Source organism: Psychrosphaera sp. HA2-10 (assembly GCF_055693745.1).
In genome coordinates, this window is sequence record NZ_CM146341.1 from 2,117,459 (window position 1) to 2,130,526 (window position 13,068).

Consider the following 13,068-nt stretch of genomic DNA (forward strand, 5'->3'; position numbering starts at 1 on the left):
AGAATAGATTTTCTTATTTAAACACTTTTAAAAACGATATGAAACTAACTTAGTTAGTCAAAGCGGATGCCGTCTATATAATTAAAAAAGAAGTAGTCTGTTAACGTGGATTTATTGCCAAGCGTCTGTTTTATATTGCCATTCTCATCCATTAGTCGCAGTTTTAAGTACACTTTATTATTTTCTAAAGTCACTTCTGGTTGGATAACCCAGACTGGTCGATCTGATGATGAATTTGAAGTATTAACAAATTGATAGGCTTCGATACGATTTAATACAAACTCATTGATAATTTCATTGGCGCGAGTTTGGTATACCGCTTTTTTTATTTTTCCTTGAACTGGCATCAGTTTTAGTTTTGGTGCTGGTGTTGCCATTTCAATATGTGGCGCTAGCCGGTCATAAAGCTTATTTATATCGGCTTCGACTAATAAGTAGTATTTAAGACGGGTATAAAAAGGATCGAGTAAGTCGGCCGGCGATCCTAACGAACGACGCTGCTCTTCTATCTCATCTAACTCATGCTTAGTATACTCAGTAACGTTAAATACCGTTTTAGTCACAACGGTAGGAGGTAACGAAGCGCAACCACTCATTAACAAAGTCGTAAGTAAACAGGGCAACCGCTTCATCATCAGCTGACTCTATAATACGATTTGCTTGGCGTTTTGAGGAATAACAGTATCTAAAATAAAGTAAGGGATAAATCCACTCGCCGTTGATATGACCCACTTATTGTCAAAATTAACAATACGAGCGTTTATTAACAGACCTGTTTGTTGATACATAATAGTGCCCGTTAATACGTGTGTCATCGATTCTGAACCGCCGAGTTTGTCTGCGTTGCGTGAAAATACAAAGTCCCCCTGAGGCGTGACACTTATGGCACTTTTTACCTTGTAATCTGAAACGGTAAAGCCGTTTTGAAAAAGCTCCGTTGTAAAATGCTCTGCCACAATATTACCGACAGGCGTTAACGTTCCTAAGTCATTACTAAAATCAACAAACGAGGTAATGCCAACAACGGCATGCTTGGTCTCATTCGATAAATTTGCTATTAACCTGTTAGATATTTGCTCGATATACTCACTTAGCAACACCGAGTGTTGATTGCCGGTTAAGCCATGTTGCGGGATATAAACCATGTTATCCTCGGAGCTCACTTTTGGTTCTGGTGAGTACTGTGACTTTATTGGTTTTGCGACTATTACCTTATTCTCAGAAGGACCATCAAAAGCTTCGAACTGGCCAATATTAGGCGGGCAATCGATAATATCACCCTTTTTATTCATGCAAATATCTTCGTTTTTAACTTCGACCACGACCTCGGGCTGAGGCGTTAACGAGCATGCCGATATAATAGTGGCGATACAAATGCTTAACGACAATTTAATTTTTAGGTTATTAAATTTCATATATACCTTCTTGCTTCGAGTCATTTTATTAGTCGACTGAGCGCTGTGTACTACTTAATGGAATGCCGTCATTAAAGCCACTAGACACTAGCTGATTTACAACATTATTAGGCAAGAATCCTTGCGCTGAAGCTACAACAGCTTTTGATTCAACACCTATCACTCTTGCGTTGACTAAATAACCACTAAGTTGTTTTGTTAACGTACCAGCAACGGCATATTTAATAGGTAAGTCACCTTCTAATTCAAGGTAGTCCTTACTAAAAATAAAGTCTCCATCTGGCGTAACTCTTACAAAATCAGTTGCTTTAAAATCAATAACCGGAATGCCAAATTTGTGCACTTCGTGAATGAAGCTTTCTGATAGTTGCTTACCTAAAATATCGGCGTATTGAAAATTGCTATCTAACATCACAAAACTGGTCACCGCTATTGGCGTACTCGCGTTCACATATTTCATGTTTGAAACTAGGTCTTGCATTAAACCTCTAACATAAAAATTAATGTTTTTATCACGACTTGAACGATTTGGCTGATTTCGACCAATTTCGTTCATTCTTGTCAGTAAATGTTGGCGGTAATCGTTTTGAAACTTAAGGCTTGCGTCACTTGCCGACGGCACTTGTTCACTATCAATACGAGACTTTTGTGGTGCAACCTCAGCTGAGCTAGCTAACTCTTGATCGTGGTTCGCTGTATCAGTCATGTTATGTTCTTCGTCGATCACTTCTACATGTTCAATATTTTCTTCATGACTATAAGAGTCTTCCCAAGACCAATCAGACATTGAAGAACAAGCGGCCAAATTTGTTACAATTAATGCGGTAATAATTTTTTTCATTGCTTGCTCCTAGTATTCGCCACGATAAAGTTGTTCATTTTTAAGTTTCACCTTTTCATGGCTCCACATTGTATTCATTGGAATATAATCTGTTGCGGCTGCAACAACGGTCTTGTCAGACAGGTCGATCAGCCTGGCATTAACAATTAATTCATTTTCTTGCTGAATGTAATGGCCTACTAGTAAGTAATCGGCCGTAACATTTTTTTCTAAACTATTTACGTTTCGACTCATAAAAATATCAGCCGTAGGCGCAATATCTGCCTGCGTTTGAACTTTAAACTCAGTGACTTTAAGCCCGGCTTGCGTTAAAAACGTCACTAAACTTTCTTGAATTTGAATGCCAAAAGGGGCAATGGATTGATTGGTTTCCATCGACAATGTATCAGATGGCAAAAATGTGCCTACTAATATAGGCTGACTGACATTAAATTGATTAGTCGTGTTTAGCAACTGACGAGCTAATTGTTCAACGTGATAATGAAAAGACTGGCCCTGGCGACTTGGCTCGTATTGCTCATACCCCTTTTCTACTGGGGGATTTTGCAATTCAGCCAGACGCTCAATCGTCGTACAACCCGCTAAACTAATCACCATGATTAATAACAACAGTTTCATAAATTTAAAGCCTAAAATGAAATACTGAGTTTACTAAAGCAATTAAAGTGCCAGATTAACGCATTTATGCTTACAACATAGTACAGGCATAGCACAACTTTATATCGTGTAACAAGGAAGAGCAAAGTAACATCCCATGCCAATTACTAAATCACTCTCTCTATGGGTTATTTAAACGTTTCGCATCTTTGGACTTTCAATCTTCGTTTTATGTTTAACTTTTTTATTAAAATGTTCAGTCAAATTTGCGTTCGCACTCAGCGCTAAAAATATAACAGCATTTTAGTTGAATACTTTTAAGGCCTTGAACCATGACTAAAGCGGAGGTAGTGGCGTCCCCTACAGGACTTGAACCTGTATCTAAGGCTTAGGAGGCCCTTGTTCTATCCAGTTGAACTAAGGGGACATTTTAGTTAGAACTAATTTACACAGTATCAAAAACCTTTAGCAACTATTATTTTATAAATGTCCGTTTAACCACATAAAATCATTTAAATTTGTCTATTCCTCAAACAGATAGCTCTGTGTCTAAAAAATATACGATTAATTTCTCTAATGCTTTTCACCTTTAGCCTAAAAGTCTGTATAATCGCGCGTCCATTCACAGCTACTGTGAAATTGAATCTATATAGGTAGTCCAAATGCAAGCAAACAAAGCCCGACCAACTTCCCCAATTAAGCCGCCTGCGGCCACGGTAAAAACCGATAAAAAACTTTGGGATTATCCAAAGTATTGGGCTGAATGCTTTGGGCCTGCACCTTTTTTACCGACTACACGCGAAGAGATGGACCTACTCGGTTGGGATAGTTGTGATGTTATTGTTGTTACTGGTGATGCTTATGTCGACCATCCAAGTTTCGGTATGGCGGTAATTGGCCGTATGCTTGAAGCGCAAGGCTTCCGTGTTGGCATAATAGATCAGCCTGATTGGCACAGCAAAGACGACTTTATGCGTTTAGGTAAACCAAATCTTTATTTTGGTATTACCGCTGGCAACATGGACTCAATGATTAACCGTTATACCGCCGATAGAAAACTTCGTCATGACGATGCTTATACACCTGACAATATAGGTGGAAAACGCCCTGATAGAGCCGTTACCGTATATTCACAGCGTTGTCGTGAAGCCTTTAAAGGCGTACCAATTGTAATTGGTGGTATTGAAGCAAGTCTTCGTCGAATTGGCCATTATGACTATTGGTCAAATAAGGTTCGTCGTTCTGTTATTTTTGATTCTAAAGCTGACATGCTCATATTTGGTAACGCCGAACGACCTCTTGTAGAGATCACTCATCGCCTAGCAAAGGGTGAAGATATAAAAGAAATCAAAAATGTTCGTGGCACCGCTATTGTTGTTAAGGAAGCATTACCGGATTGGCAAGGGATTGATTCTACGCATATTGATAAGCCTGGCATCATAGATCCAAAAATGAATCCTTATCAAGAGTACGATGCAAATACTTGTAGTAATAAAGACGAGGCCATTCAGGAAAGTGCAGCCGACGCGACCGGCGTTAGCCAAGCCGTTGTTGTTCAACCGTATGACAGACAAAAATCTAAATCTCAATTGCGTCGCCCGTGGGATAGAGTTTATGTAAAACTGCCTGCCTTTGAAGTAGTTTCTCAAAATGAAGTGTTATACGCACACACTAACCGAATTTTGCATCAAGAAACCAACCCAGGCTGCGCAAAAGCATTGATGCAACGCCATGGTGACAGAAGCGTTTGGATTAACCCGCCAGCATTTCCATTAGAAACAGAAGAGATGGACTTTGTTTTTGGTATGCCATTCGCCCGAGTTCCGCACCCAAAATACGACGGCAAAAAAATCCCTGCCTATGACATGATCAAAACCTCGGTGAATATCATGCGTGGCTGTTACGGTGGCTGTACTTTCTGTTCAATTACAGAGCACGAAGGTCGTATTATTCAGAGTCGTTCAGAAGACTCGATCATTAACGAAATTGAGCAAATAAGAGACACAGTGCCAGGCTTTACTGGTGTTATTTCTGACTTAGGCGGACCAACGGCCAACATGTACATGTTGCGTTGTAAATCTGAAAAAGCAGAAGCTACATGTCGACGTGCATCTTGTGTTTATCCGGACATTTGTAGTCATATGGATACTGACCACGAACCGACGATTAATCTTTATCAACGAGCGCGTGAATTGCCTGGCATTAAGAAGATCTTAATTGCATCTGGTGTTCGCTACGATTTAGCGGTTCAAGATCCTCGTTATGTAAAAGAGTTGGTAACTCACCATGTTGGTGGTTATTTAAAAATTGCACCAGAGCACACAGAACAAGGTCCTTTATCAAAAATGATGAAGCCGGGGATGGGCAGTTACTACCAATTTAAAGAGCTCTTTGAAAAGTATTCAAAAGAAGCAGGTAAAGAGCAGTATTTAATACCGTACTTTATAGCGGCGCACCCTGGAACAGAGATCCAAGACATGATCAATTTGGCGCTATGGTTAAAAGAAAACCGTTTCCGCTTAGATCAGGTTCAGAATTTCTATCCATCACCAATGGCTACGGCGACGACCATGTATCACACCGAAATTGATACGTTACACAAAGTTAAAAAGCAAAATGACGTTGTGCCTATTCCTCGTGGTGAAAAAGAACGACGCCTACACAAAGCTATTTTGCGTTATCACGATCCACAAAACTGGAAAATGATCCGCCACGCCTTAAAAGAAATGGGTTTAACTAAGCTTATTGGTCATGGTCCTAATCATTTAGTTCCTCCTGCGTCGCCAAATGAAGAGAACCGCAGTAAAGGGAACGGTGGACGTAAACCTCAAGTAGGCGCAAATAAGGGCCAAAGAGCGCTTACACGTCATTCTGGATTGCAGCAGTTTGATAACAAGCCTAAGGCCAAGGGCAAAACAGCAGGTAAGTCTTCTGGCCGTCCGCCCGCAAAAAAGAAGCCTAGCCGAATTTAGATATTATTACGCTTTGATAGCGACCCTATTTTGTAATAGCAATTTGAATTGAGCCTTTTAAAAAAGGCTCTTTTTATATAAAACACTAACGAATTTAGAGAGCAAATATGAAGAATGACAGCACAACAATTAATGAATTTTTTGAAGAAGTAAAAGCGACCCAAATGATTTGGGCTCTGCACGACAAAGACTCTGAGGGCTGGGTCATCGTTGACTCGATTCAATTTGAAGATACAGATGTTATTTTACTTTGGTCTCGTGAATCTATAGCTCAAAAAAGCTGTACAGAAGAATGGGCAAGTTACACGCCGACGCAAATATCCGTTGCGGAATGGTTAGAGTTTTGGGTAGAAGACTTAAGCCAAGACAATATTATTGTTGGGCTTGATTGGCAAGACGATGGTGAGTGTCCAGAACTGGAGCTTGGTGAGTTTAGTCAACGTATTGCAGACCTAGAAAAATTATAGGTTTTCGTCGAATTTGGTTTACTTTTGTAGAAAAATCTCTACAATGCGCGCCTGATTAAAAAACGTTCTTTAGTAATTTGGAATATTAGTGCGCACACCTCTCTTTATTTGAGTTTAGGTGGGGCTTTTTTTGGCTTTTTTACTACTATTCTTTATTACGTTCTTTTCAAAAATAGGTGATTGTAATGCAACCGATGTTAAACATCGCAGTCCGTGCTGCGCGAAATGCTGGTAAAATTATTGCTAAAGCATATGAGCAATTAGATATGGTTAAGTCAGAGCTGAAAGGCGCAAATGACTTTGTGACCAACGTAGATATTGAAGCGGAGCAAGCAATCATCTCTACAATTCAGGCTTCATACCCTGATCATTCATTTGTTGCAGAAGAAAGCGGTGTAATCGCTGGCAATTCTAAATACCAATGGATTATTGACCCACTAGACGGCACAACAAACTTTGTTAAAGGCATTCCTCATTTTGCGGTTTCAATCGCGCTAAAAGTTGATGGTCGCCTTGAGCAAGCGGTTGTATTTGATCCTATTCGTGGCGAGTTATTCTCGGCATCTAAAGGTGCTGGTGCGCAGTTAGATGGAAAACGTATCCGTGTTTCCAAAGCAAAAGACTTATCTGGTACGGTATTAGCAACGGGCTTCCCATTTAAGCAAAAGCATCAAATTGAAGCATATTCAAAAATATTCAATGACTTGTTCTTACAAGTAGCTGATATGCGTCGTGCAGGCTCAGCTGCGCTTGACATCTGTTATGTCGCTGCAGGTCGTGTTGAAGGATTTTTTGAAATTGGACTACGCCCTTGGGATACAGCGGCAGGCCAGCTTATCGCGCAAGAAGCAGGTGCGGTAGTTTCAGATTTTGAAGGTGGCAACAACCACGACAAGTCTGGCAATATTGTTGTAGCAACACCAAAGGTACTAGGTGCGATTCTAAAATCAATACGCCCACACCTTAATGATGGTTTACGCACGCTTCGTTAAGAATAGGAACCTGATACTAAGTATCAGCGAAGTCTAAATTGAAAAAGCCAGCTTATTGCTGGCTTTTTTGTTTATCGCTCAATAACTTTTTAACCACCCTATCCAACTCTTCTAACAAGAACGGCTTAGTTACGTAGTCGTTTACACCTAATATCTTGGCATATTCCCTGTCTTCCTGACTCACGCTTGCACTTATAATAACCACTGGAATAGAAGCGAGTTCAAGGGTCTTTTTCATTTCCCGTATCATTGAAAAACCATCTAATACCGGCATATGTAGGTCAACAAAAACAATGTCAGGCTTATGCAGAGCTAAATAATCTAACCCTTGCTGACCATCATCAGCTAAGTGAGACTTCACTTGCAACAACTCTAATTGCTTACTTGCAATTAGTTGATTAATTTTATTATCTTCAACAATTAAGGCATTAAACTTCATACCTCGCCCTGCTGATTTTTTTAAATATGATGCAGTGTCTTTTTCACTGTCTATCATTTCTGATTCTTGTAGCTTAACCGGCATCAAAATCTCAAAACTTGTACCTTGGCCTTCAAGGCTGTAGACGTCAATACTTGCGCCCATAGCGTCGCATAATTGCTTAACAATCGCTAAGCCCAAGCCTGTGCCACCAAACTCTCTAGTTGTAGACTCATCGGCTTGAGTAAAGCTCTGAAAAAGTGATTCAACCTTGTTTTGTGGAATTCCAATACCTTCATCTTTCACTTTAATGAAGAGTTGGCCTGAGCCTTCCTTAACATTTTTTAAACTAACCGTTAAAGTCACACTTCCAATCGCCGTAAATTTAACGGCGTTATCCACTAAATTCATTAGGACTTGTTCTAATCTAACGGAGTCGCCGATGACTTGATAACTATCAAGATTGTTTTTATCTATTATAAGTTTTACACCTTTAGCGTGCGCTTTTTCTTTTAAAAGATTAAAAATCGTGTCTACTGAACGCCCTACTTTATATGCTTTGCTTTCCAGAATAATTTTCTGTTCTGATATTTTTGAAAAGTCGAGCACGTTATTAATAATGCCCAGTAGAAATTTTGATGAATTAAGTATTTGTTCAAAAAACTCAGCCGACTTCTTACCACTATGGTCATTCATTCCTAATTGTGCAAAACCAATTATTGCATTCAGCGGAGTCCGATACTCGTGGCTCATATTCGCCAAAAATCGACTTTTAGCTTCGTTTGCTTTGGTTAGTTCGACGTTCTTTTCGCTTAATTCTTTTGTTTTGCTTTTTACTTTAGATTCAAGCATTTCACTTAAGTTAGTCATTACAATAATAAATATCACGCTAAAACTACTAACTAAACAACCAACAACAATTATCAGCCAGCTAGACCAATCAACTGATGCATTGTCAAAATCGGCGGTGCTTGAATAAAGTACCAATAAATTAGTATCAAAAAATGAATATGTTGAGCTGTGTTTAAACAGTGCTGTTTCACGGTAGTCTGAATTAAAAAAGGCCGTTGTTTGTTGATCTTGTAAATACTGAGTTTGAAATACAAAATACTTTTTCATTGTGTCATCGTACATGCTCAAAACAAGTTGATCTAACTCCAGTGCAACTTCGAAAACACCTAACAACTTCTCTTCACGAACACCCTCTTCGGGTGTCATGCCGCCGTCAAAATAAGGGTAGTAAACAATAACCGTATTAAACTTTTCTACCTGCTGTACCAATGATAACTGCGGAGATACCGCCATTGTGCCAGTGTTAATGGCTTTTTTTACCGTCTCACCGACAATACTATGAGGACGAACATCTAATCCTATCGCTGGACTATTTAAGGCTTGTGGCTCAGAGTAGAGGATCGGCAAGTAATAATCTTGTTGCTCTGCCACAATAAACTCGCCATCAACAAAGTGCTTGATCGTAAAACCCTCAAACTCATTCGCTGATATTCTATTTTGAAACTCATCACGATTTTCATCGAGAATTTTAGGGAGCCAGGCTATCGCTCTAATTTTAATTGCAGGATTGTTAATACTGTCGGTAAAATCTTTAAACTCTTCTCTACTAACGCTTTTACTACTATCGAATAAACCTTTTAACGCAACAAGTTGCTGGGTAATTGTATTTTCTATTAAGTTAACTTTTTGAGAAAACGCGATTGTTTCTGCAACAAAAGTTTCATGTCGGGTGTCTTCATAATTTGTTCTTGATAAATGAAAGACAAACGAAACTAGTAAAAACAGCATCAAAGCGGGAATGGCGATTTTAAGGCGGTCTTTTTTTTGCTGGTAAAAGTCATTGTCAAAAACAGATAACATGACTGGGGTAAAAAATATAACTCCGAGAAAGTCCCCTATCCACCACGTCAGCGCAATAAACAATGTTTGACTAATATCGATATCATTAGCTAGGGATATTGCCGTAGTATTAATTAAAGAAGCCACTAAACAAGAAACAGGACCAACGATAGCTAAAAATTGAATCACACTTTTTAGGCTAGTGGCCTTAATAGGCATATGACAAAAGCGTGTAAGAAGGTATTTTGTAACTATTAATTGTAATGAGGTGCCGAACGCTAAAACCGCAGGTAATAATAAAAGTTGATAAGAAAACGGGACTTCAGCGCTATAGGCAACTTGGTAGTTTGCAAACAGTGAAGCTAAAAACACACCGACAATGGCCCAGCCACCAAAAATAAGATAGCAGGCTAAACCAATACCGGCCGCTGGCCATATTGCACTTGCAAAGCCAGGTGGTATTGCAAATAACAATCCTAACTTTGCGAATAAGTAATAGCTAAAAAACGCGACTAATACTATTACACTTTTGTTTTCTGAAAGACTCAAATTAACTTCCTATAATTTAAATTCAATAGCAAAATCAGCTATATAAATTATTATTTAGTCTTCTTAACAATTTACTGATATATGCTAAGTCTGTCATTAGTTTTTTCCTAAAAACAAAGCCCAATCATTTTTGATTGGGCTTATCACAGAGTATAGTTTGTTTATGCTAAATATTAATGATTTTCTTTAGCGTGATTTAAACTATATTTTGGGATCTCGACCACTAAGTCTTCATCTCTAATAATAGCTTGGCAACCTAATCGAGATTCTGCTTCTAATCCCCATGCTTTATCAAGCATATCATCTTCTAGTTCATCGCTTTCTTCTAATGAATCAAAACCTTCACGAACAATGATGTGACAAGTAGTGCATGCGCATACTTTTTCACAAGCATGTTCAATGTCGATATCATTTTTTAAGGCTACGTTAAGCACTGACTCGCCTTTCTCGCCTTCTAAAACAGCCCCATCTGGACAAAGATCAGCATGAGGTAAAAATATAATTTGTGGCATAGTTAAGTCTCTTCTTTCTAAATTTTATACATCGTTGACAGAATGACCGGTCAACGCTTGTTTAATACTGTCTTCCATTCTTCTAGCTGCAAATGGCTGACTGATGTCATCTAAGGCTTTAATAGCTTGTTTAATTTTATCGCCATCAGTTTGTGATGTCGTTAATCTAAGTGCAATAATCGCCTGTTCAATTTCTGCTAATTCGTCAGACTGTAACAGATGCCCTGACTCATTAATTGCCATTTCAATCGCTTCAATCATCCGAATTGCATCTACTTTTTTCTCCGCTAGCATACGCGCAGCCATGTCTTCTCTCGCGTTAGACATTGAAGCTTTAATCATTTGTGCAATTTCAGACTGCTCTAAACCGTAAGAAGGCTTCACTTGAATGGAAGCTTCAACTCCAGTGGACTTTTCCATTGCTGTGACACTTAACAAACCATCAGCATCAATTTTAAACGTAACTCTAATTACCGCGATTCCCGCAGTTAATGGCGGAATACCTTTCAAAACAAAGCGCGCCAGACTACGACAGTCATCAACCATTTCGCGCTCACCCTGAAGAACATGGATCGCCATCATAGTTTGACCATCTTTATAAGTGGTAAACTCTTGCGCTCTAGCAACCGGAATTGTGGTATTTCGAGGTATTACTTTTTCAACCAATCCGCCCATAGTTTCTAAGCCTAGAGACAATGGTGTTACGTCTAGTAATAGCATATCGGAGTCGGGTTTATTACCAACAAGCAAGTCAGCTTGTATTGCAGCACCAATAGCAACCACTTCGTCTGGATTAATCGATGTCAGTGGTGGCTTGTTAAAAAACGTTTCAACTTGTTCTCTAACTAGGGGAACGCGCGTTGAACCACCAACCATTACAACTTCTAAAATATCTTCAACATCAACTTCAGCGTCTTTTATAGCACGACGGCAGCTTCTCAAGGTTGATTTGACTAAGGTTGCAATTTCCGCTTCAAATTCAGACTTAGATATTTGCCCTTTAATTTCGCCTTCTGCTAGAGAAAGGTCAAACGATACTGAGTCTTCAGTGGTCAGTGACTCTTTTAACTCTCTACCAAGATCATACATCTTGCGAAGGCTTGTTGGACTCAATTTAACGTCTACGCTAGCGTTTTTAAGTAACAGCTTCACTATTGCGCGATCAAAATCATCGCCGCCTAGTGCTGAATCACCGCCAGTGGATAAGACTTCAAAAACACCTTTGTTTAAACGCAGAATGGAAATATCAAAAGTACCACCACCTAGGTCGTAAACTGCAATAACGCCTTCTTTTCCTGAGTCTAAACCGTAGGCGATTGCTGCTGCTGTTGGTTCGTTAATTAGACGCAGGACCTTAATACCAGCTATCTCAGCAGCATCTTTGGTACCATGTCGCTGTGCATCATCAAAATAAGCAGGAACAGTAATTACTGCACCTTGTAAAGCATCGCCCAATGTGGCTACAGCTTGTGTGTGAAGCTTGTTCAAAATCTCGGCTGAAACTTCAATGGGATTTTTTTCGCCCTGACGAGTTTGGATATTTACCGTATGCTCTTTTTCTACAAACTGATAGGGTAAGTCACCGTACAAACGGTTAATATCAGCTAATCCACGCCCTAAAAAGCGCTTTACCGATACCAGTGTATTCTCAGGATCACTGGCTGCATTCTTTTTAGCTTGGTGACCGACGATAATTGAGTCTTGTAAATACTGTACTGCTGACGGTAACGACTTGTTACCATCCTCATCAGCTAATACTTCTGGTAGACCGCTACGAACAGACGCAACAAGAGAGTTGGTTGTGCCTAAGTCTATGCCTACTGCTAGTTTATGCTCATGTGGGTTGGTGCTTTGACCAGGTTCTGCTATTTGAAGTAATGCCATAATTAAACGTTAACTTTCCTAAATTAGTAGTCTAGTAACTTGTCTTCTAACGATTGCGCTTCGTCTTTCAACTTATAAATAAATCTTAGCTTTTTAACGGACAGTGCAGCGGCTTTAAAGTCTGTTTTATCAAAATTTTTATTAAATTCTTCAGTGTACTGCGTGATCAGCTGTTTTACATCGTTGTAAAAAACATCAATAACGGCTTCTGGATCTGATGAAGATTCGATTTCTTCTAATTCCTCACGAAGCTCCATTTGCTGCATTAAAAACAAGCCATCACGAATTGTTTCCTGCTCATGTCGAACATCATGACCGTGCTGAGCAACCATATATTCTGCGCGGGATAGTGGGTGCTTCAACGTTTCGTAAGCATCATTAACTTCTGAAGCTTGTTGAACCGCCATTAGCTTTTGTTGGTCACTACCATTAGCAAATTTATCTGGGTGCACTTGTTTTTGAATCGCACGAAAACGATCTTGAAGTAACACAAGATCCACGTCAAATTGGACAGGCAAGTCAAACAATTCAAAATACCGCATGGTATACCTTTTATCGTCGTATTTAGAA

11 protein-coding genes and 1 tRNA gene are annotated in these 13,068 nt (G+C 39.4%); 3 read left to right on the top strand and 9 right to left on the bottom strand.

Going from position 1 to position 13,068, the window contains the following annotated elements; genetic code table 11:
* Positions 1–53: 53 nt before the first annotated feature.
* The 5 genes from ACZ1GV_RS09680 to ACZ1GV_RS09700 all read right to left on the bottom strand — a co-directional run bounded on the left by ACZ1GV_RS09680 (position 54) and on the right by ACZ1GV_RS09700 (position 3,280).
* Positions 54–596 (bottom strand): hypothetical protein, encoded by a 543-nt coding sequence (locus tag ACZ1GV_RS09680; RefSeq protein ID WP_472673988.1) that lies wholly within the window; start codon positions 594–596, stop codon positions 54–56.
* A gap of 48 nt (positions 597–644) precedes the next feature.
* A complete protein-coding gene (locus tag ACZ1GV_RS09685; RefSeq protein WP_472673989.1) occupies positions 645–1,415 on the bottom strand; it encodes a FlgO family outer membrane protein in 771 nt (256 codons plus the stop codon).
* 28 nt (positions 1,416–1,443) lie between these two features.
* Complete coding sequence (locus ACZ1GV_RS09690; protein WP_472673990.1) at positions 1,444–2,256, bottom strand: FlgO family outer membrane protein; 813 nt, start codon at positions 2,254–2,256, stop codon at positions 1,444–1,446.
* A 9-nt stretch (positions 2,257–2,265) separates the two neighbouring features.
* Entirely contained in the window at positions 2,266–2,874 is a 609-nt protein-coding gene (locus ACZ1GV_RS09695) for a FlgO family outer membrane protein (protein WP_472673991.1), read from the bottom strand.
* Between the two features lie 330 nt (positions 2,875–3,204).
* A tRNA-Arg gene (locus ACZ1GV_RS09700) sits at positions 3,205–3,280 on the bottom strand.
* 235 nt (positions 3,281–3,515) lie between these two features.
* Between ACZ1GV_RS09700 and ACZ1GV_RS09705 the strand changes: the two genes are divergently transcribed.
* The 3 genes from ACZ1GV_RS09705 (at position 3,516) to suhB (ending at position 7,284) form a co-directional block, all read left to right on the top strand.
* Positions 3,516–5,825, top strand: coding sequence for a YgiQ family radical SAM protein (locus ACZ1GV_RS09705; RefSeq protein WP_472673992.1), 2,310 nt, complete (start codon positions 3,516–3,518; stop codon positions 5,823–5,825).
* 107 nt (positions 5,826–5,932) lie between these two features.
* A complete protein-coding gene (locus ACZ1GV_RS09710) occupies positions 5,933–6,292 on the top strand; it encodes a DUF2750 domain-containing protein (protein ID WP_210561837.1) in 360 nt (119 codons plus the stop codon).
* Between the two features lie 185 nt (positions 6,293–6,477).
* Complete coding sequence (suhB, locus tag ACZ1GV_RS09715) at positions 6,478–7,284, top strand: inositol-1-monophosphatase (RefSeq protein ID WP_210561835.1); 807 nt, start codon at positions 6,478–6,480, stop codon at positions 7,282–7,284.
* A gap of 52 nt (positions 7,285–7,336) precedes the next feature.
* Here the strand turns inward: suhB and ACZ1GV_RS09720 are convergent, their stop codons facing one another.
* From ACZ1GV_RS09720 to hscB, 4 genes are all read right to left on the bottom strand, one after another.
* On the bottom strand, positions 7,337–10,102 hold the full coding sequence (locus tag ACZ1GV_RS09720; RefSeq protein WP_472673993.1) for a CHASE domain-containing protein: 2,766 nt from the start codon (positions 10,100–10,102) through the stop codon (positions 7,337–7,339).
* A gap of 173 nt (positions 10,103–10,275) precedes the next feature.
* Positions 10,276–10,614 carry an ISC system 2Fe-2S type ferredoxin gene (gene fdx, locus ACZ1GV_RS09725; protein WP_210561831.1) on the bottom strand — a complete coding sequence of 113 codons (339 nt, stop codon included), beginning with the start codon at positions 10,612–10,614 and terminating at the stop codon, positions 10,276–10,278.
* Positions 10,615–10,638: 24 nt separating this feature from the next.
* The gene (gene hscA / locus ACZ1GV_RS09730; protein WP_472673994.1) at positions 10,639–12,498 is read right to left on the bottom strand and encodes a Fe-S protein assembly chaperone HscA; all 1,860 of its coding nucleotides are present in this window, start codon (positions 12,496–12,498) and stop codon (positions 10,639–10,641) included.
* 23 nt (positions 12,499–12,521) lie between these two features.
* Positions 12,522–13,040 carry a co-chaperone HscB gene (gene hscB / locus ACZ1GV_RS09735; protein WP_472673995.1) on the bottom strand — a complete coding sequence of 173 codons (519 nt, stop codon included), beginning with the start codon at positions 13,038–13,040 and terminating at the stop codon, positions 12,522–12,524.
* Positions 13,041–13,068: the final 28 nt, after the last annotated feature.